At 60.0% G+C, this 20,299-nt stretch carries 21 protein-coding genes; 10 read left to right on the forward strand and 11 right to left on the reverse strand.

Annotated features, from left to right (window positions below; all coding sequences use genetic code 11):
- Positions 1-372: 372 nt before the first annotated feature.
- Complete coding sequence (locus G7047_RS25800) at positions 373-1,266, reverse strand: LysR family transcriptional regulator (RefSeq protein ID WP_166311173.1); 894 nt, start codon at positions 1,264-1,266, stop codon at positions 373-375.
- A gap of 20 nt (positions 1,267-1,286) precedes the next feature.
- Positions 1,287-2,111: an orotidine-5'-phosphate decarboxylase gene (gene pyrF, locus G7047_RS25805; RefSeq protein WP_166311174.1), complete on the reverse strand. Its 825-nt coding sequence runs from the start codon at positions 2,109-2,111 to the stop codon at positions 1,287-1,289.
- A gap of 57 nt (positions 2,112-2,168) precedes the next feature.
- Here pyrF and G7047_RS25810 point away from each other — a divergent pair, with 57 nt between their 5' ends.
- A complete protein-coding gene (locus tag G7047_RS25810) occupies positions 2,169-3,050 on the forward strand; it encodes a DMT family transporter (protein ID WP_166311175.1) in 882 nt (293 codons plus the stop codon).
- A 457-nt stretch (positions 3,051-3,507) separates the two neighbouring features.
- On the opposite strand, the gene G7047_RS25815 is transcribed toward G7047_RS25810, so the two are convergent.
- The 8 genes from G7047_RS25815 to def form a co-directional block, all read right to left on the reverse strand.
- Positions 3,508-4,080: a FlgO family outer membrane protein gene (locus tag G7047_RS25815; protein WP_166311176.1), complete on the reverse strand. Its 573-nt coding sequence runs from the start codon at positions 4,078-4,080 to the stop codon at positions 3,508-3,510.
- Positions 4,077-4,652 carry a hypothetical protein gene (locus tag G7047_RS25820; RefSeq protein WP_166311177.1) on the reverse strand — a complete coding sequence of 192 codons (576 nt, stop codon included), beginning with the start codon at positions 4,650-4,652 and terminating at the stop codon, positions 4,077-4,079. The genes G7047_RS25815 and G7047_RS25820 overlap by 4 nt, the downstream gene beginning before the upstream one ends.
- 232 nt (positions 4,653-4,884) lie before the next feature.
- The gene (locus G7047_RS25825) at positions 4,885-6,075 is read right to left on the reverse strand and encodes a phosphoglycerate kinase (protein ID WP_166311178.1); all 1,191 of its coding nucleotides are present in this window, start codon (positions 6,073-6,075) and stop codon (positions 4,885-4,887) included.
- Positions 6,076-6,220: 145 nt separating this feature from the next.
- A complete protein-coding gene (locus G7047_RS25830; protein ID WP_166311179.1) occupies positions 6,221-6,556 on the reverse strand; it encodes an AzlD domain-containing protein in 336 nt (111 codons plus the stop codon).
- A complete protein-coding gene (locus tag G7047_RS25835; RefSeq protein WP_240939591.1) occupies positions 6,553-7,347 on the reverse strand; it encodes an AzlC family ABC transporter permease in 795 nt (264 codons plus the stop codon). Before G7047_RS25835 ends, G7047_RS25830 begins: the two co-directional genes overlap by 4 nt.
- A gap of 101 nt (positions 7,348-7,448) precedes the next feature.
- A complete protein-coding gene (fmt, locus tag G7047_RS25840) occupies positions 7,449-8,462 on the reverse strand; it encodes a methionyl-tRNA formyltransferase (protein WP_166311181.1) in 1,014 nt (337 codons plus the stop codon).
- Positions 8,463-8,537: 75 nt separating this feature from the next.
- Positions 8,538-9,056, reverse strand: coding sequence for a hypothetical protein (locus G7047_RS25845; RefSeq protein WP_166311182.1), 519 nt, complete (start codon positions 9,054-9,056; stop codon positions 8,538-8,540).
- Positions 9,053-9,565 (reverse strand): peptide deformylase, encoded by a 513-nt coding sequence (gene def, locus G7047_RS25850; RefSeq protein WP_166311183.1) that lies wholly within the window; start codon positions 9,563-9,565, stop codon positions 9,053-9,055. Before def ends, G7047_RS25845 begins: the two co-directional genes overlap by 4 nt.
- Before the next feature lie 192 nt (positions 9,566-9,757).
- Here def and G7047_RS25855 point away from each other — a divergent pair, with 192 nt between their 5' ends.
- Both G7047_RS25855 and dprA read left to right on the forward strand, forming a co-directional pair.
- Positions 9,758-10,990 carry a LysM peptidoglycan-binding domain-containing protein gene (locus G7047_RS25855; RefSeq protein WP_166311184.1) on the forward strand — a complete coding sequence of 411 codons (1,233 nt, stop codon included), beginning with the start codon at positions 9,758-9,760 and terminating at the stop codon, positions 10,988-10,990.
- A gap of 105 nt (positions 10,991-11,095) precedes the next feature.
- Entirely contained in the window at positions 11,096-12,289 is a 1,194-nt protein-coding gene (dprA, locus tag G7047_RS25860) for a DNA-processing protein DprA (RefSeq protein WP_166311185.1), read from the forward strand.
- A gap of 196 nt (positions 12,290-12,485) precedes the next feature.
- Here the strand turns inward: dprA and argC are convergent, their stop codons facing one another.
- Positions 12,486-13,418, reverse strand: a complete 933-nt coding sequence (gene argC, locus G7047_RS25865) for an N-acetyl-gamma-glutamyl-phosphate reductase (RefSeq protein ID WP_166311186.1) — start codon at positions 13,416-13,418, stop codon at positions 12,486-12,488.
- A gap of 302 nt (positions 13,419-13,720) precedes the next feature.
- Here argC and sucC point away from each other — a divergent pair, with 302 nt between their 5' ends.
- From sucC to G7047_RS25900, 7 genes are all read left to right on the forward strand, one after another.
- Complete coding sequence (gene sucC / locus G7047_RS25870) at positions 13,721-14,881, forward strand: ADP-forming succinate--CoA ligase subunit beta (protein WP_166311187.1); 1,161 nt, start codon at positions 13,721-13,723, stop codon at positions 14,879-14,881.
- Positions 14,882-14,899: 18 nt separating this feature from the next.
- On the forward strand, positions 14,900-15,796 hold the full coding sequence (sucD, locus tag G7047_RS25875) for a succinate--CoA ligase subunit alpha (RefSeq protein WP_166311188.1): 897 nt from the start codon (positions 14,900-14,902) through the stop codon (positions 15,794-15,796).
- A 171-nt stretch (positions 15,797-15,967) separates the two neighbouring features.
- On the forward strand, positions 15,968-16,660 hold the full coding sequence (locus tag G7047_RS25880; RefSeq protein WP_166311189.1) for a TerC family protein: 693 nt from the start codon (positions 15,968-15,970) through the stop codon (positions 16,658-16,660).
- Between the two features lie 235 nt (positions 16,661-16,895).
- Complete coding sequence (locus G7047_RS25885) at positions 16,896-17,579, forward strand: TerC family protein (RefSeq protein WP_166311190.1); 684 nt, start codon at positions 16,896-16,898, stop codon at positions 17,577-17,579.
- A gap of 318 nt (positions 17,580-17,897) precedes the next feature.
- Entirely contained in the window at positions 17,898-18,713 is an 816-nt protein-coding gene (locus G7047_RS25890) for a Stp1/IreP family PP2C-type Ser/Thr phosphatase (protein ID WP_166311191.1), read from the forward strand.
- A gap of 55 nt (positions 18,714-18,768) precedes the next feature.
- Complete coding sequence (locus G7047_RS25895) at positions 18,769-19,428, forward strand: FHA domain-containing protein (protein WP_166311192.1); 660 nt, start codon at positions 18,769-18,771, stop codon at positions 19,426-19,428.
- Between the two features lie 276 nt (positions 19,429-19,704).
- Positions 19,705-20,295 (forward strand): pilin, encoded by a 591-nt coding sequence (locus tag G7047_RS25900; RefSeq protein WP_166311193.1) that lies wholly within the window; start codon positions 19,705-19,707, stop codon positions 20,293-20,295.
- Positions 20,296-20,299 lie beyond the last annotated feature (4 nt).

Below are 20,299 nucleotides of genomic sequence, written 5' to 3' on the forward strand. Positions count from 1 at the left end.
GCAGAGTTGGGTTGGGTGCATATGCCCGCTGCTCTTTTGCGCAAGGATGATCTCGCGGCAGCCAGCAAATCACAGGGCTCTTACACTCCAGCATCTCGCGAAGTCGCGAGATGCACAGCACGAGCGCAGCGATGTGCCGAAAGCACCTCTTATGAAAATTCTGACTCGCGGCGGTTGCCCGAACGGAGCGACGCAGTCGCAAAGTGAGTTCTGCCGCGGGTATTGAAAACGCATTTTTGGTGACTTTTTGGGCGTGACCAAAAAGTTACTCCGCCGCCGTGCGGAACTCCCGGCCCCCGTAAGCAACCCCCCAGCAGAAGCCAGCAAGAAATCAAACACCAACACATTCACCCCACCCCACGGCGAAACCGTTCAAGGTTTCGCCAACTCCCCCCACATACTTTCCGCAAGCGCAGAGAGCTTGCGTTTAGGCCGATACACCCGCACGTCAAAGCGTATGTCCATTCGCTTGTCCCCAGCGCGGGCCAAGCGCCCCGCCTTCACGTCGGCATGCGCCAGCGACCAGGGCAACCAAGACATGCCCAGCCCCTTGAGCACGTATTCATGGTGCGCATCGGGCGAGTCGCATTCCATCAATCGCTGGAGTTTCGGCGCGGCGGGGTGGTGGGCGAGGTGGTCTTCGACCAGTCGGCCAAGCGCGAGGCTGCGCGCATAAGCAACGTAGGGCGTAGGCGCGTTGAGATTGAAAGCGTGGCGTGGCTCGCCGGAGGTCAGGGCCTGGGACAGCGCGACGAGCTTGTCGGATGCGATGGTGGCGTGGGAGTACTGCCTGGCGTCGAGCGGCACGACCAGTGCGGGATGGTGAAACAGCACGGCGAAGTCGGCATCGCCGTGCTGGAGCGCCTTGACGGTTTCTTCCAGCGAGTCGGTGAGGATGTGCAGCTCGCCGTCGAGCAGCAGGGTGCGAACGCGCATCAGCCAATCGGCGACGACGGTGCGGGCTAGCGTGCGTCCGGTGGCGAGCGTGACGGATCGCGCATGGCGCCCAGCGATGGTCTGCAGCTCGGCGCGGGATTCGGTGAGGTTGCGGGTGAGCTGCTCGGCCGTTTCCAGAAATGCCTCGCCCGCTGGTGTGAGCCGCACGGGCCCGCTGCCTTGTGCGACGAGCGGTGTTCCGGCCCAGGCCTCAAGCGCGCGGATGCGGCGGCCGAAGGCCGGGTGCGTCACATGCCGCAACTCGGCCGCGCGCGTGAAGCTGCGCTCTTTGGCGAGCGTGATGAAGTCTTCCAGCCATTTGAGTTGCATGGCCGGGCTCTCTTCGTCTCTTACGGACGTGCCGCGTTGAGCGTGTCGCGCGTGGTCTGGGCGGCCAGGCGCGCGGCGGCGGCAAAGTCGTCGCCGGACGATGCATAGAGAATCGCACGCGAAGAGTTCACGGCGATCATGCCTTCTTGCGTGAGGCCCGCACGCACGGTGGCGACCGCGTCACCGCCCTGCGCACCGACACCCGGGATCAGCAGCGGCAGCGTGGGAGCCAGGGCGCGCACGCGTTCGATTTCGGCGGGGTAGGTGGCTCCGACCACGAGGCCGAGCTGGCCGTTCTTGTTCCATGGACCTTGCGCGAGTGCCGCCACATGTTCGTACATCAACGGCTGGCCTACCACGTCCGCCAGACGCTGAGCCTGCAGATCGTTGCCGCCGGGATTGGAGGTGCGGCACAGCAGGAATGCGCCCTTTCCATGGTATCTCAGGTAGGGCTCGACCGAGTCGAAGCCCATGAAGGGGGAGAGCGTCACCGCATCGGCACCGTAGCGCTCAAAGGCTTCCTTGGCGTACTGCTCGGCGGTGGAGCCGATGTCGCCGCGCTTGGCATCCAGAATCACCGGCACGTGCGGAGCGGTGGCGCGCATGTGCTGCATCAGGCGCTCGAGCTGGTCTTCGGCGCGATGGGCTGCGAAGTAGGCGATCTGCGGCTTGAACGAGTTGGCCAGATCGGCCGTGGCGTCGACGATGGCGGCGCAGAAATCGTAGATCTTGCGCGGGTCGTTGCGCATGGCTTGCGGGAAGCGGCTGGGTTCGGGATCCAGGCCCACGCACAGCAGAGATTGGTTTTGCGTCGTGGCGTCGCGCAGCATTTCGGTGAAGGTCATGGGCGCAATTTTAGTGGGACAGGCAATTTCTTCCATGGGCAGGCAGAATCGCCCCCTATGCCAACGCTTACACGACGCCAATTGGTGCTGTTGGTCTTGCTCACCGTGATCTGGGGTCTGAACTGGCCCGTGATGAAGCAAGGCATCGCACATTTCCCTCCGCTTACCTTCCGCGCAATCTCTTTGGTGATGGGCCTGCCCGTGATCGGTCTGGCCGTGTGGCTGCAAAAGGCGTCGTTTCGCATCCCGCGCGAATACTGGGGTGCGCTGATCAAGCTGGCCATTCCCAACGTGGTGCTCTGGCACTGCCTGATGATTCTGGCGATTCCCAATCTCTCGAGCGGCCGCGCGGCGATTCTGGCCTACACCATGCCGATCTTTTCGGCCGTGGTGGGCAGTCTGTTTTTCAAGGACAAGCTGGCCGGGCGTGGCTGGCTGGGCGTGGCAGCTGCCGCTTTAGGCGTGCTGCTGTTGCTCTGGCACGAAATGGGCTCGCTCGGCAGCCGTCCGTTCGGCGTGGGGCTGATGCTGATCTCGGCGCTGAGCTGGGCCGTGGGCACGCAGCTGCTGCGCCGCACACATATGCCCGTGCCGCTGCTCACGCTGGCGTTCTGGATGATTGCGATTGCCTGCTGCGTGCTGGTGACCGTGGCGGTGATCTTCGAGCACGACCAATGGGTGACGCCCGATGGGCCCGCCACCTTCGGCATCCTGTACAACGCGTTTCTTGCGCTGGGGTTTGCGCAGGTGACGTGGTTCTTTCTCGCACGCACGCTGCCGCCTGTGGCGTCAACGCTTAGCGTGATGTTGATTCCGGTGATCGGGGTGTTCAGCGGATCGGTGTGGCTTGGAGAGGTTCTCCACTGGCAGGATTGGACCGCCGTAGCACTCATGATGGTAGCCATCGCCTCCGTCCTCTGGCCTGCACGCAAGAGTTGATTATTCGGCTTTGGGGATTGTTTTTGCGCGATGACGAAGCTGGACTTATTGAGGGCTTCAGCAGTACTCGTTTTGAGGTGACGATACAGGCCCTCATGCTTTGTTGCCAAGCCTTGCCGTATTGGGGCAACGCTGAATTAGTCACTCGCGTTCCGCGCATCTCCGATTTGGGCGATCTGCGGCGTTGCAAATGCTCGCAATAGCTACTGCTATTGCTGTGCTTTGCGCCTTGCAGCTCATCCCAACTCGGAGCGCGCAAAACGCGGTGACTTATTCAACGTCGCCCGTACTGTCTGCGGCTTGGTGTCGCGCCTGAGGGCCTATATCGTCATTGGGGCTGGTGAGTCGGAGGCTGCTTGCGCTGCTGACCTTGTCCTTGGAAAACCTGTTTGCTTTTGATTGCCCAAGAAAAAACCGCCCGGAGGCGGTTTTGTTCTTTGTGATGGTCCGTCAGTGATCAGCGTGGCGCGCCCAGCAGGCGCTTGACGTCGCGGTCCATGGGGAGGGCGTAGTCATAGGCGCGGATGATGCGGCTGTCTTCGGTGCGCACGAGCTTGGTGCTCACGTAGGTGTAGGCGGCTGCGGGCGAGTAGGTGCCCACGAGCACCATCACGGCGTTGTGCTGGCGGGCGATGTCGCGCACTTCACGCGACAGCATCAGCTCGCCGGTGCCTTCGCGCACGAACACGTTACCGCGCAGCTTGACTTCCTTGACGTTGAAACCGGCCATCGCCATGTTGGTGGCATATTGCTCGGACAGCGTGCGACCCAGCGGGGCAGCGCGGCCGGTGTCGTTCACGTCCACGATGGTGGCGACCAGCACGGGGCCAGGGCCAACGGCATCGGGTGCCAGACCAGCCAGAAGCTTGCCGACGGCATCCTTGCTGCTGTTCAGGAAGGCGTTGTCGTTGGCGTCTTTGTAGGTGGGCTCCGCGCGCACGGCCACGGGGTCGGGACTGAAGACCGAACAGCCTGCCAGTACGGAAGCCGCTGCGACGACGAGAGCGATCTTGCTGCGAATCATCTTCATTGGCCCACCACCTTCATGTTGACCGGACGGAAATGCGTCGACTTGGCGAACAGCGGCACATCCACGTTGGCAAGGTAGTACACGTCGGATTCACGCGAGACGAACATGCCGTTGTTGGTCACGGTCGTCGTGAGGATCACTTCGGTGTTCGAGCTCGACGAATGAGGCTCGTCGGAATAACCGCCCACATTGGCGTGGCCGGCCGTCTTCACGACCTGCGCGTTGTAGGTGACCTCAAGCTGCTGGCTCGGCACGGCCTGGACCTTGGCGCCGGCGTCGATCAGGCGGGTGATCAGCAGGTCACGAAAACCGTTGTCAAACGCGCTGGCGTTGGGGGGGAGTGCCACGTACAGCGGTGCGTCGGCATTGAAGCCGGAACGCGCCAGGTTGTCACGAGTGCGTGCCGCGACGTCGCGCGACATGGCGTCCCAATGTCCGGCGGCGCGGACTTTGTATTGGCTTGATTCAGCGAAATTCTTTGTCAGTGGTACCGGCGGTGTGCCGCAGCCGGTCAGTGCCACAGCCATGCCAGCGACAGCCACTGCAAGGCCGAGCTTTTGGTAAATAGCCATCATTCCCTCCATACCATTAAATGATGGGAGCGAAAAACAACACTCCCAGGATCGCTATAGATTTTGGGCAGAGACGTTACAAAAAACAAGAGAAATTATGGGTAAGTGCATGGTGACACAGTATTTCTGTTGTTTTGTTCGCAGTTTCTTACGTTGATGTTGACGGGTAAATCAAAAAGCAAAAGGGGCGTAACTGGTACGCCCTCGCTGGTCTCAGGACGGTGCTGCGGAATCAGCCAGCGCGCTTCTGCAGAATCTCGAAGGCGGGCAGGGTCTTGCCTTCCAGGACTTCAAGGAATGCGCCGCCGCCGGTGGAGATGTAACCGACATCCTTCTCGATGCCGTACTTGGCGATGGCGGCCAGCGTGTCGCCACCACCGGCGATGCTGAAGGCGCTCGATTCGGCGATGGCCTGGGCCACGACCTTGGTGCCGTTGGCGAACTGGTCGAACTCGAACACGCCAACCGGGCCGTTCCAGACGATGGTGCCTGCTGCCTTGAGCTGGGCGGCCAGCTTGGCGGCGGTTTCGGGGCCGATGTCCAGAATCATGTCGTCGTCAGCCACGTCGGTGGCCTTCTTGACGGTGGCGACGGCATCGGACGCGAAGTTCTTGGCGACCACCACGTCGGTCGGGATCGGCACCTCGGCACCGCGCGCCTTCATGGATTCGATCACGGCCTTGGCGTCACCCAGCAGGTCGAGCTCGGCCAGCGACTTGCCGATGTTGAGGCCCGCAGCCAGCATGAAGGTGTTGGCGATGCCGCCGCCCACAATCAGGCCGTCCACGTTCTTCGACAGGCTTTGCAGAATGGTCAGTTTGGTCGAGACCTTGGAGCCCGCGACGATGGCCACCAGCGGGCGCTTGGGATTGGCCAGCGCCTTGGTGATCGCGTCGATTTCGGCGGCCAGCAGCGGGCCGGCGCAGGCGGTCTTGGCGTATTCGGCGATGCCGTAGGTCGTGCCCTCGGCGCGGTGGGCGGTACCGAAAGCGTCGTTCACATAGATGTCGCAGAGCTGGGCCATTTTCTGGGCCAGCTCTGGATTGTTCTTCTTCTCGCCCTTGTTGAGGCGGCAGTTTTCCAGCATCACGAGTTGGCCGGGCTGTACCTCGACGCCGTCGACCCAGTTGGAGACCACGGGAATCTCGCGGCCCATGAGCTCGGACATGCGCTTGGCGACGGGTGCCAGCGAGTCTTCGGGCTTGAATTCGCCTTCGGTGGGACGGCCCAAATGGCTTGTGACCATCACGGCGGCACCAGCGTCCAACGCCATCTGAATGCAGGGAATCGAGGCACGAATGCGCGTATCTTCTGTGATCTTGCCGCTATCGTCTTGCGGAACATTCAGATCGGCACGAATGAAAACGCGCTGTCCGGAGGCCTTGCCCTGAGCGCAGATGTCGGAGAAACGAAGAATATGCATGGTGGTTTCTAGGGAGATGGGAACGGCACCGCGTCACTGGGGGTTGTCACGGCGCGGACATAAAACTGCCGCCGATTGTAGGTGGCAAGGCTGACACGGGGCTTGGTTCCAGACCGGCGGGTGCGGAAAAGGACGCTTTCGAGCCTTACCAGCCGAGCCCGATGTGTAACGGCAGATAGATGATCATGCCCACCAGAATCGTGCCGAGGATGCCGCGCTTGGTGTAGTAATAGATCACGGCTCCGGCGAGCGCGGGCAGGCGCGCATCCATTAGCGTGTGGATGAATTGGCCCTGCGTCATGAACAACTCGGGGACGATCACGGCGCTGAGCGCGGCCAGCGGCGCGTACTTGAGGCCGCGCCGCAGCCATTCAGGCATGGGCAGTTCCTTGTCCGAAATCATGAAGAACGCGCGGGTGACCACGGTGATGACCGCGAGGCCAATCGTCGCGATGATCATTTCAAGCGTGTACCAGATCATGGGCGGCGCTCCTCGGACTTTTCGTCGGGGGCAGAGCTGGCATCCGCGTCCTTGCGTTCCTCGTCGAGTCTGGCTTCGGCGGTCTGGCGGATCTTGAGGCGCTTCATGTGGCGGTCCGCCGATTCGAACATCAGGCCTGCCGCCACGGCCGCGACCACGGCGACCAGAATGTTCATCTTGAGCGGCAGTGCAAACGCCGCCACCGCCGCCGTCCCGGCAACTGCCGTGGCGAGCACGGTGAAGCGGTCGTTGATCATCGACAGCAGAATGCCGAGCAGCGCGAGCACACCGGCGAAGCCGAGGCCCCAGGACAGCGGAATCGCATTGGCGAGCAACATGCCTGCAATGGACGGGATCTGCCACATCATCCAGTTAGTCGAGGCCGCGCCTGAAAAATAGGCAATCTGGCCCGGGCCGGGCTTGGGATCGGGGAAACGCTTCATGAAGCCGACAAAAATGACATCTCCGCTGAAATATGCAAGCAGAAGGCGCTTTTTGCGTGGGAGTTCATGAAAATAGCTGCGCCACATCTGGCTGAAAATCACAAAGCGCAGATTCACGCAAATCGCGGTGAGCCAGATCACCCAGAGTGGCGCTCCTGCGACCAGCAGCGGCAGTACCGCCAATTGGGCGCTTCCTGCGTAGATCAACAGCGACATGAAGATCGAAAGCGGTACCGATAGGCCACTCTTGACCATGGCGACGCCGGTCACGAGGCCCCAGGCGGCAATGCCGATGCCGGTGCCCATCATGTCGGTCACGCCCAGCTTGAAGAAGGGCTCCTTCATCATGAGCCGCCATTGCGCCCACTGCTCCCGGGCGAATGGCCCGAAGCGCGCGCTGAGCTCGGAGATGGTAGATCGGGTCATGAATCGAAAAATGGCGGGTGCGGTCAGGCCGTGGGTTGATCGGATCCCAGAACATTGCCGCTGTTGAGTACGAAACCACGCAGAAAGTCGGCAAAAGCAAGCCGTTTGCCGCCAGCGCGTTGCAAAGCCGTCAGCCGCAGCACGGTGCCTTTGCCGCAGACGACATCGATGCCGTCTGTGCCAATGTCCAGAATTTGACCAACGCGTGAATTCTGCGCGTTTGCTCGCCACTGCGCTTGCGTGGTGGTATCGGATTCCATTTCCAACGGCGTTGCAGCCCAGACCTTGATCGTCTCTCCATTGAACGTGGTTGAGGCGGCGGGGAACGGGTCGAAGGCGCGCACGCGGCGTGCGATCACCTCTGCGGATTCATTCCAGTCGATAGCGCTTTCGGCCTTTTCGATCTTGTGCGCGTAGGTCACACCCGTCTCAGGTTGCTTGACGCGGGTCAGGTTGCCGCAGGCGGCGATCTCGAGTGCTTCGACGATCAGACGGCCGCCGAGCTCGGCCAGCTTGTCGTGCAGCGTGGCGGTGGTGTCTTGATTCGAGATCGTCAGTGCTTCGACGAGCAGCATGTCGCCGGTGTCGAGGCCCGCGTCCATCTGCATGATGGTCACGCCGGTCTCGGCATCGCCCGCCTCGATGGCGCGGTGGATCGGTGCCGCGCCGCGCCAGCGCGGCAACAAGCTAGCGTGAATGTTCAGGCAACCAAGGCGCGGCAGGTCCAGCACCCATTGCGGCAGGATCAGGCCATAGGCGGCCACGACCATGCAGTCCGCGTCGTTGGCAAGCAGGACTTCCTTGGCGGCAGCGGCATCTTCGGGGTACTTGCCGTCAAGGCGCAGGCTGCGCGGCTGGCTCACGGGGATATCATGCTCGAGCGCACATTGCTTGACGGGCGAGGCCTGCAGCTTCATGCCACGTCCGGCGGGGCGGTCGGGCTGGGTGAGCACCAGCGGCACCTCGAACCCGGCGGCGAGCAGGCGCTTGAGCGCCACGGCTGCGAATTCGGGGGTTCCGGCAAAAACGATCTTCATGGGGCTTATCCTGAAAGCGGGAGTCTGGGGCTGGAGGCGGGAAGGCTGTCTTGGCACAAGCGCCAGTTCAGGACATCAGAACGCGCGGAAATCGTCGGCCGTGGGCTCGTCCGTGAACATTACCTTGGCCAAGTGGCCTTCTGTATCGATGTGCAGGTGGCCGAGGCGGCGCAGATTCATGTCGTCCATGAAACGGTAGGTCCAGACCTTGCCTCGGAAGCTGGCCACTTCGGTGATTTCATACGGCGGGCCGTAGAAATCGAGCACTTGACGGCGGGTGAAGCCCACCGGCGTGCGCGAGAGGTGCGCGAAGTCCAACACCTGTGTAAACGATTCGAGGCGACCGGCGGTGTCGAAATCCGCGTGATAGACCTCGCGGCCCATGGGCAGGGTGGAGTACAGCCAGCGCTGGCCGCCATTGGGCAGCGAGATGACGTTCATGGGCGCGCCCATGCGGGCCTGCACTGCGGCCGTGCTTTCGCCGCGTTCAGGCAAACTGAAATGCGCACATCCGAGCAGCATGATGCTGGTCAAGACGGCGGCCGCGCCCCCGCGCAGGCTGGCAGGCCATGTTCTGCCTGCCATGCGCGTCATTCGCGTTCCTCGTTCTTCTTCAGTTTGAGCAGCTTGGTCTTGATGCGGTTGCGCTTGAGCGGTGAGAGGTATTCGACGAACACTTTGCCGAGCAGGTGGTCGAGTTCGTGCTGAACACACACTGCGAGCAGGCCCTCGGCCTCGATCACGCGGGTCTGGCCGTCGCGGTCGGTGGCGCGCACATGGACCTGCGCCGAGCGCTGGACGCCGTCGTAGATGCCGGGCACGGACAGGCAGCCCTCGTCGCCGACCAGTTTCTCGTCGCTGTACCAAGTGATCTCGGGGTTGATCAGCACCATGGGCTGGTCACGGTCCTCGGAGACGTCGATCACGACGATGCGTTCGTGGATGTCCACCTGCGTGGCCGCAAGTCCGATACCGTTGGCGTCGTACATGGTCGCGAGCATGTCGTCGAGGATCGCGCGCACGCGCTCGTCCACGCCTTCAACAGGCTTGGCGACCTTGTGCAGCCGAGGGTCGGGGTAACAGAGAATGGGAAGAATTGCCATGTCGAGACGTGAAATATGTCGCTATTTTCGCCACTTTTGCCGATTCCTGCGGGTGTCAAACGCAATAATCATTGCTCTATCAAGGGCTTGGGCTGAGAATCTGAGATCGTTTGTAACGTTGTGCGTGCTAAAGCCAAGAATAATTTTCTATGGCGCACCACAGCCATATGGTCGTTGAGAGGGCGAAATTCAATGCGTGAAAAGATGAACAACATGGCCGGTCCTTCCAAAGCTAGCATTTCACGAGTGGCAGCAGCGTTGGTTTTGATGGCGGGTTCGTTGTTGGCCTCCGGCGCGCATGCGCAACAGCATTCTGTTACCGCGAAGCAACGCGCCACTGCTCAGCAAGTGGCATCGCGCGGCGTGCCAGTGGGCGATTTGGTCGCCAATGCACCTGATACTTATGTCGTCAAGCGTGGCGACACGCTCTGGTCAATTGCCGGCATGTACCTCGCCAAACCATGGCGCTGGCCCGAGCTGTGGGGCATGAACATGGAGGCGATTCGCAATCCCCACCTGATCTATCCGGGTCAGACGCTGTATTTGGAAAAGGTCGATGGCTATGCGCGCTTGTCCACACGCGGTGGCCGAGGCAATGGCGACGAGACGGTGCGCGTTACACCGCGCTCGCGCCTCGACAGCGTCTCGGGCACGGCACTGCCGACCGTGCAGCAGCATTTGATCGAACCCTTTCTGGTCGAGCCCGAAGTGCTGACCAGCAACACGCTCGAACTGGCTCCGCGCATCGTCGCTGCCGTCGAAACGCGCACGATCCAGAGCGCCGGTGACCGCGTCTATGCACGCAGTGTGAGCGGTCAGGGGCTGTTGACCGATCCGGGCGAAGATCGCAATTTCCGCATCTTCCGTAACGCCATTCCCATGAAGGATCCCGAGACTGGCGCCATTCTGGGCTATGAGGCGCAATATGTTGGCCGTGCCGAGATGGTTCGTGGCGAATCGCAGGAAATCACGCCGGACGGCAAGGGCGGACGCAACTCGGACCCGGTGCCTGCGACGTTGGACATCGTCTCCGTCAAGGAAGAAGTGCGCGTGGGCGACCGCCTGTTGCCGCTCGCCCAGCGCAGTTTCATGAACTATGTCCCGCGGGCTCCCTACGATGATGTGGATGCACGCGTTGTTTCGATCTATGGCAGTTCCACTGTGACGAATGCCGGTCAGAATCAGGTCGTTGCAATCAACCGCGGCACCAATGATGGACTGGAGCCCGGCATGATTCTGACCGTGCTGACCAAGGGCGATCGCATCCGCGACAAGACCGATGACCGTCGCACCATGATCAAGCTGCCCAGCGAGGCCAATGGCATGGCGATGGTGTTCCGCACCTTCGACAACGTGTCCTATGCCCTGCTGCTGCAGGTGCGTTATGGCGTGGCGGTGGGTGACCGGATGGTGAACCCGCAATAAGCTCAGATGCACTGAGCCGATGCGAACATCGGCCAGCCTCACGGACAGAAGAGTGCCGGCTCGTTCATGCGAGCCGGCATTCTTTTTTGGAGAGGCAAACACACCATGCAGCGTGATGAATTGACGGCCTGGCTGCGGCTCATGGCCACACCCGGGGTGGGCAACCAGTCCGCACGCCGGTTGCTGGCGACATTCGGTCTGCCGCAGCAGATCTTTGTGCAATCGCTGAGCACCTTACAGTCCTGTGTCTCGGGCACGCAGGCACAGGCGCTGATCGACGAGCCGCCCAATTTCTGGAAGATGCTCGACCAGACCGTGCGCTGGCTGGAGGCTCCGGCCAGCAATCCGAACATGCCGGCCCGCGTGATCTGCACTCTGGGCGATCCGGGCTATCCGCCGGGCCTGCTCGCGACGGAGGACCCTCCACTGCTCCTCTATGTGGAAGGCGCGCAGCAGTTGCTGCAGAACGGCGGGCTGGCGGCCGCAAGCGCTCATTGTTTGGCCATGGTCGGCAGTCGCAACCCGACGCCGCAGGGCAGGGCCAATGCGCGCGAATTCGCCAAGGCCTTGCGTGAGTCGGGGCTCACGATCGTCTCGGGTCTGGCGCTGGGTATCGACGCCGCCGCGCACGAGGGAGCCCTCGCAGCCGATGCCCAGCCATCCACGGCCGCCACCATTGCGGTTGTGGGCACGGGGCTCGATTGTGTCTACCCGCGCACCAATCAGGATCTGGCTACGCGCATCGCGCACAGCGGCATGCTGGTCAGCGAGTATCCGCTGGGCACGCCGCCGCTGGCCGCGAATTTTCCCAAGCGCAACCGCATCATTGCGGGTCTGTCGAAAGGCACGCTGGTGGTGGAGGCCGCCGTGGCGTCCGGCTCGCTAATCACCGCACGTCTGGCGAGCGAGCAGGGCAGGGAGGTGTTTGCGATTCCCGGCTCGATCCACGCGCCGCAGTCACGCGGCTGCCATGCCCTGCTGCGCCAGGGCGCCAAGCTGGTGGAGTCGGCACAGGACGTTCTGGAAGAGCTGCAGTCGCTGCCGGTCAAGTCCAAGGTGAAGACCAAGGAGGTAGCCATGCAGCAGCTCGACATCGTCAGCGAGGGGCTCGCGAATTTGTCCAATCAGCAGCATGAGTTACTGGGAGCGCTAGGATTTGATCCCATGGGGCTCGATGCCTTGGTCGCGCGCACAGGGTGGGATGCGGCTACTTTGCAGGTTCAACTGCTGCAGCTCGAACTGGATGGGCATGTGGCCCGACTCCCCGGTGGTCGCTACCAGCGTCTGGCCAGTGGATAGCCTTTTGATATTAGGCCGCCTTTGGCGTTGATGGGTTGGTCGTTTGGGGGGGCGGGTAGGGGCGTTTGATTTCTGGACCCTGCGCTTCGTTGGTTTGCTGTTTGAAGGCGCAGACGCGTTGCTGTGATGATTTTTCTATGAAAAAAACCGCCTGGGCATTTGCCCGGCGGCTTTTGGCATGGGAGGCTTCGAAAAATCAGATGCCGAGCATCAGCTTGAGGTTCTGCACAGCTGCGCCGCTTGCACCCTTGCCGAGGTTGTCGAGGCGGGCCACGAGCACCGCTTGCTGGTAGCTGTCGTTGCCGTAGACGCGCACTTCGAGCTTGTTCGTGTCCTTGAGGGCCACGGCATCGAGCTTGCCGTCTTCGGTGGCGGGCAGCACTTGCACCCAGTGGTCAGGGGTGTCGGTCTTTGCGTAGTGATCGGCCAGCACCTTGTGTACGTCAGCCACCTTGGGTTGGCCGGGCAGGGTGTCGAGATGCAGGGGCAGTTGCACCAGCATGCCCTGAGGGAAGTTGCCGACGGCGGGCACGAAGATCGGGCGGCGGGTGATGCCGGTGTAGTTCATGATCTCCGGAATATGCTTGTGCGACAGGCCGAGTGCATACAGCTCGAACGGCGCAGCGTTGCCTGCTTCGTAGGCTTCGATCATTGTGCGGCCGCCGCCGGAATAGCCACTCACCGAGGGCAGCGCGACGGGGTAGTCCTTGGGCAGCAGGCCCGCGTCGACCAGCGGGCGCAGCAGCGCGATGGCGCCGGTCGCGTAGCAGCCGGGGTTGGCCACGCGCGTGGCCTGGCGCACGGCTTGGAGCTGGCCGGCGGCGAGTTCGGGGAAGCCGAACACCCAGCCCTCCTTCACACGGTGTGCGGTCGATGCGTCGATGATCTTGATGGTTTTGCCAGTTTCCTTGCTCACGTCATCGATCAGCGCGACGGACTCGCGCGCCGCATCGTCATGCAGGCACAGAACAACCAGATCCACGCCCGCAATCAGCGCGCGTTTGGCAGCCGGGTCCTTGCGCAGTTCGGGAGCGATGCTCACCAGTTCGACCTGCGCCATGGTCTGCAGACGCTCACGGATCTGCAATCCGGTCGTGCCTGCTTCGCCATCGATAAAGACTTTTGCCATGCGGTTCTCCGAGAGGGTCTGCCCAAAGACAGACAAAGGGATAAGTTATATCCACAATATTGGTGCGTCGCAGCATGATACATTTATTAGTTGCCATGCTGATGAAGCCCGCGGCCAGGCACCCTTTCCTGTAGCGGCTGACTTGATTGTCGAATGTAGCGGCCTTGTGTGCAAACTCACCCTGTTTGCCTGCAAGGCGGTGTCATCCGGTGCGAATGTAATACACGCTGATTCGCCCCCTTTCAGTCTGCCGTTCTGTGAATGGCGTTCGGGCACCCAACCACTTCTCCGAGAGACACCTCATGAAGATTCACGAGTACCAAGGCAAGGAAATCTTGCGTAGTTTCGGTGTGCCCGTTCCGCGCGGCATCCCTGCATTCACCGTTCAGGAAGCTGTGGAAGCAGCTCAAAAGCTGGGCGGCCCAGTCTGGGTCGTCAAGGCCCAGATCCACGCGGGTGGCCGCGGCAAGGGCGGCGGCGTCAAGGTCGCCAAGACCATTGAGGACGTGAAGGCCCGCGCGACCGACATCCTCGGCATGCAGCTGGTCACGCACCAGACCGGCCCTGAAGGCCAGAAGGTCCGTCGCCTGTACATCGAAGACGGCGCTGACATCCAGCAAGAATATTACCTGTCTGCCGTGACCGACCGTGGCACGCAGAAGGTGGCCTTCATCGCTTCGAGCGAAGGCGGCATGGACATCGAAGAAGTGGCTCACTCCACTCCTGAGAAGATCATCACTGTGTTCGTCGACCCACTCGTCGGCTTCACCCAGGCCAACGGCGAAGAGCTGGGCAAGGGCATCGGCATGCCGGCTGACTCGATGGCCCAGTTCATCGACATCTGTCAGAAGCTGTACAAGTGCTACATGGAAACCGACGCAGCGCTGGTGGAAATCAACCCGCTGAACCGTGACTCCAAGGGCAACATCATCGCTCTGGACTCCAAGTTCAACTTCGACTCGAACGCTCTGTTCCGTCACCCCGAGATCGTCGCTCTGCGCGATCTGGACGAAGAAGATCCAGCCGAAGTGGAAGCTTCCAAGTTCGACCTGGCCTACATCTCGCTCGACGGCAACATCGGTTGCCTGGTGAACGGTGCTGGCCTTGCAATGGCCACCATGGACACCATCAAGCTGTTCGGCGGCGAGCCAGCCAACTTCCTGGACGTGGGCGGTGGCGCTACTCCGGAGAAGGTCACCGAAGCCTTCAAGATCATGCTCAAGAACCCCAAGGTCAAGGGCATTCTGGTCAACATCTTCGGCGGCATCATGAAGTGCGACACCATCGCCACCGGCGTGATCACAGCTTGCAAGGCCGTGAATCTGTCCGTGCCGCTGGTCGTGCGCATGAAGGGCACCAACGAAGAGCTGGGCAAGAAGATGCTGGCCGAATCCGGTCTGCCAATCATCTCCGCCGACACGATGGCCGAAGCGGCCACGAAGATCGTCGCTGCCGTCAAGTAAGCCCTGGAGAGAAACACCATGTCTATCTACATCAACAAAGACACCCGCGTAATCACCCAAGGCATTACCGGCAAGACAGGCCAGTTCCACACTGAAAAGTGCCAGGAATACGCGAACGGCAAGAACTGCTTCGTCGCAGGCGTGAACCCCAAGAAGGCTGGCGAAAAGATTTTCGACATCCCAATCTTCGGTTCCGTGAAGGACGCAGCCAAGGAAACCGGCGCGACCGTTTCCGTGATCTACGTGCCACCAGCAGGCGCTGCTGCGGCCATCTGGGAAGCTGTGGAAGCCGATCTGGATCTGGCAATCTGCATCACTGAAGGCATCCCAGTGCGCGACATGCTCGAAGTGCGCAACAAGATGCGTGCCAAGGAGGCTGCTGGCGGCAAGAAGACCCTGCTGCTCGGCCCTAACTGCCCTGGCCTGATCACGCCTGACGAAATCAAGATCGGCATCATGCCCGGCCACATCCACAAGAAGGGTCGTATCGGCGTGGTTTCGCGCTCCGGTACGCTCACTTACGAAGCCGTGGCTCAGCTGACCGAACTGGGCATTGGCCAGTCGACAGCCGTCGGCATCGGTGGTGATCCAATCAACGGTCTGAAGCACATCGACGTGATGAAGGCGTTCAACGACGATCCAGATACCGACGCCGTCATCATGATTGGCGAAATCGGCGGCCCGGACGAAGCTGAAGCTGCTCGCTGGTGCAAAGACAACATGAAGAAGCCCATCGTTGGCTTCATCGCCGGTGTGACTGCCCCTCCGGGCAAGCGCATGGGCCACGCTGGCGCGCTGATCTCCGGCGGTGCCGACACGGCCGACGCCAAGCTGGCTGTGATGGAAGAGTGTGGTTTCACGATCACACGCAATCCGTCGGAAATGGCTCGCCTGCTCAAGGGTTTGATTAAGTAATTTGATAGCAATGGAGTATTAGCCTACGCGCCTTTGCGGGCTAAAGTTCTTAAATGCTTACGCATTTCTACGCATGACGAGGGGCTTGCACCCTTCTACACTGCGAACTCCAAAAAGAAACGCCAGCCTGAAATTCAGGCTGGCGTTTCAATTCATAACAGTGGAGTAACAATGGAATTCCTCAGCACGCCCGATTTCTGGATCGGGCTGGTCAAGATCATCTGGATCAACATCATCCTGTCGGGCGACAACGCCGTTGTCATCGCACTTGCGGCCCGCTCGCTTCCCCCTGTTCAGCAAAAGAAGGCCATCATGATCGGCTCTGGCGCCGCCGTGGTGCTGCGGATCGTGCTGACCGTCGTGGCGGCCAAGCTGCTGGAGTTGTCGTTCCTGCAGATCATCGGCGGCGTTCTGCTGCTGTGGATCGGCTACCAGTTGCTCTCAGGCGATGACGGCGAAGAAGGTGAATCCAAGGGCAGCGGCGGCATGGTGGCAGCTGTGCGCACCATCCTGATCGCCGATTTGGTGATGAGTCTGGACAATGTGATCGCCGTGGCTGCGACAGCCCAAGGCAACATGGTCCTGCTGATTCTCGGCCTGGCCATCAGCATTCCGCTGGTCATCTTTGGCTCGACCCTCATGATCAAGCTGATGGAACGTTTCCCCGTCATCATCACGCTCGGCGCAGCGTTGATTGGCTGGGTGGCTGGCGAAACCATCGTCAACGACAATATCCTCCACGACTATGCCGTGTCGCATCCTTGGCTGCACTATGCTGCGGCTGCAGCTGGCGCTATTTTGGTGGTGGCTGTGGGCAAGTTCGTCAAGGCACGCAACGAGAGCAAGGTCCACGCGGCCGCCTGAGCGCTTTCTTCTGTCGCTCGATGCCCAGAATATCGGGGCATGAAAGGCAAAGTCTTCCGACAAGGAGACTTTGCCTTTTTGCTTTGGGGAAGACTTTTTCTCCAGACTTGTCGAGGTCACTGGCGGACAGTTGGGTTAGGCATTTGGCTGACAACCCGTTGCATCGACTTTCTCTATGCTCAATAGATGCTCTATTTAGAGTTCAAGCATCTACGCGCCATGAGGGAGGTCAACCATGGAGTTGCTGTCTAGCTCGGCTTTCTGGATCGGGCTGCTGGAGGTCATCGGCATCAACATTGTGCTGTCGGGCGACAACGCAGTCGTCATTGCGCTGGCAGCGCGTTCGCTGCCACCAGAGCAGCAACGCCGGGCGATCCAGTTCGGTTCTGGCGCTGCCGTAGTGTTGCGCATCCTGCTCACCTTCATGGCAGCTCAGTTGCTGCAACTGCCTTGGCTGCAGATCGTTGGAGGCTGCCTGTTGCTGTGGATCGGCACGCAATTGCTAGTAAGCGGCGATGAAGGTGACGCCGAATCCAAGGGCCCCAACAGCATGATGGTCGCCATTCGCACCATCCTGTTGGCCGATCTGGTGATGAGCCTGGACAACGTAATCGCTGTGGCTGCCGCAGCCCAAGGCAACATGGTGCTGCTGATCCTCGGGTTGGCCATCAGCATTCCATTGGTGATCTTCGGATCTACGCTCATCATCAAGATCATGGATCGCTTCCCAGTCATCGTCACGCTGGGTGCTGCCTTGATCGGCTGGGTCGCAGGAGAGACCATCACCAGCGACGAAATGCTCAAGAACATTGTTGCAAGCTATCCATGGATCAAATACGCAGCATCCGTACTTGGTGCGTTGTTGGTCATAGCGATAGGCGCACTTTGGCAGCGACGAAGCAAATCTTTTCAAAATTAATTTATAGTTTGTGTGTACTTACTTTTTGTTGCGGATGTGCGAAGCAGAAGTTGGCGGTCGCACGTCAGGAATTGCCCCAATGCTACTTTCGACGTTGGCATCCGATGGTTGACGGTAGCTGACAATTGAGCATGGGAACGGTGATGTTGAGCTAGGTTGGTGTGATGTAAATAAAAACTATCAATATCGTTTTTCACTGAATAGTCGTCTATTATTGCAGCCAGTAAAACCAGCAAACTTCAATGACATGCGCTGCAAGAATGCAACGCATGTCGCAGCACAGCCTGCTGCGAAAACTGGCTGAGCATTGGCGTCATCATGATTCACCGGTCCACATCTCAATATGAATTCGTAGGAAAGACGGATGCAGGCCGAGTTCGTGCCAACAACGAAGATGCCATCGGCGTAGACGATGCCAGCGGCCTCGCGGTTCTGGCGGACGGCATGGGCGGCTACAACGCCGGTGAAGTCGCCAGCTCGATGGCAGTGGAGTATGTCAATACCCATCTCGCGCGCTTGTTGCAGGAATTGGGCACCGACGTCACCCCCACCGAGTTGCGCATCGCGCTTGACCTGTGCATCAATGGCGCGAATCGCAGCATCCTCGAGGCGGCGCTCACCTCACCCCAGAACCTCGGCATGGGCACCACGCTCGTTGTCGGCCTGTTCCGCAGCGACCGCCTGTTGCTCGCCCACGTCGGCGATTCGCGTTGCTATCGACTGCGCGATGGCGCCCTGCAGCAACTGACACGCGACCATTCCTGGCTGCAGGAGCAGATCGACGCCGGACTGCTCACACCCCAACAAGCGCAACATTCCGAGTACGGCAACCTTGTCACGCGAGCGCTGGGCGTGGAAACTATGGTGCAGATCGATTTCAACGAATTTCCGGTCGAACCTCAGGACCTGTACATTCTGTGCTCTGACGGATTGACCAACATGATCGGCGACGACGACCTGGCGGCTCTCGCCAAGGCGCCCGCGCCGCTCACGGAAAAGGCAGAGCGCATGATTCAGTTGGCCAACGCCATGGGAGGGCGTGACAACATCAGTGTTGTTCTGGTCCAGGCCGCAGGAGAAAAGCAGAAAAACATCAAGCCCGGCCTGATGTCTCGACTGCTGCGCTCATATTGAGCCCGATCTTTGCTAGTAGATAAGAAACAGACGCTTGAACTAGAAGGAAAAGATCATGCCCAAGATGGTCGTATCGGTTGATGGAGTAGTCATCAAGGAAGTGCCCCTGACCAAGGATCGCACCACGCTTGGCCGCCGCCCGTACAACGACGTTGTCATCGACAACCTGGCCGTGAGCGGCGAGCATGCGCTCCTGCACATGGCCGCCGACGAAGTGGAGATCGAAGATCTCGGCAGCACCAATGGCACCCACGTCAACGGCAAAGCCGTCAAGCGCCACAAACTGCGCAACGGCGACACGGTGGAACTTGGCCGCTACAAGATCCGCTACGTCGATGAAACCCCCGGCGGCGCAGGCGGCGTGGACTACGAAAAGACCATGCTCTTCAAGCCAGGCATGGCCCTGCCCAAGGTCCCCAATTCCCGCCCCGCACCACTGACGCCCATTCCCCCGCTGCAGGCCGACGTCAAGGTGCTCTCCGGCGCAGCCGCCGGCCGCCAGGTCTCCTTGGTCAAGGTCGTCACCACCATCGGCAAGCCCGGCGTGGCTGTGGCTTCGATCACCAAGCGCCACCACGGCTTCGTTTTGGCGCATGTCGAAGGCGAGGAAACGCCCATGCTTAACGGCGAACAGATCACAGCCGACCCCGTCCAACTTAAGGACGGCGACCGCATCGAAATCGTCGGAACGACGATGCTGTTCATCCAGCGTTGAGTGCTTGAGCTGCTGCAATCAAAAAAGCTATTGAAGTTTAGTTTTCGATAACATTCTTTGTGCCGAAATTGTTCCGAGTGACACTTCTGTTCCGACAAAAACGTCATTTGTTACAAGTGAAGCCCCTGGGATTGACGCTGAAATAACAATCCATGCGGTTCTGGCGAGTAGATCAAAGTTGGCACGCAAGCTGCTTGTAAGATAACAAGACTTGAGGCGCACGGGGTAAACCTCAGGTTCCATCAACTTATTGATTTACTCCGGGGAGAAGTTTAAATGAAGCGTTCTATCCAAAAGGGTTTCACCCTTATCGAATTGATGATCGTTGTGGCGATTATCGGTATTTTGGCTGCCGTGGCGTTGCCTGCTTATCAGGATTACACGATTAGGACGCGTGTTTCCGAAGGCTTGACACTGTCAAGCTCTGCAAAGACTGCTGTTGCAGAAACGTTCGCTAACACGCCGACTGGTAAAGTTATTGCTTATGGTGGTGAAAGTGCTCAAGTTGCTCCTGGTGCAAACGAAGCAACTTTCGGATACACATATACCGCTGGCACAAACGTTAATTACATTTCTATTGGTGAAATTGCCAATGTAACAGCACCAGTTGCAGGCGAGGGTGCAATTATTATTACTTATGTTGCCACTGCTCAAGCTGGAGCAGCAATGATTAAGGCAAAGGCTGCGGGTAATGCAATTATTTTGACGCCAGGTTCGGGAACTGTAAATAACACCGCAGTTCCTTCTAAGGAGCTCGCTGCTGATGCTCCTGTTGTCTGGGGTTGCGGTGTTGCGGATACTGCTATTTTCAAATTTGTTCCAGCTAATTGCCGCTATATCAATGCGAAGGCTGTTCCTCACGCTTGATTTT

This window comes from Diaphorobacter sp. HDW4A (genome assembly GCF_011305995.1).
In the GTDB taxonomy this organism is placed as follows: Bacteria; Pseudomonadota; Gammaproteobacteria; order Burkholderiales; family Burkholderiaceae_C; genus Diaphorobacter_A.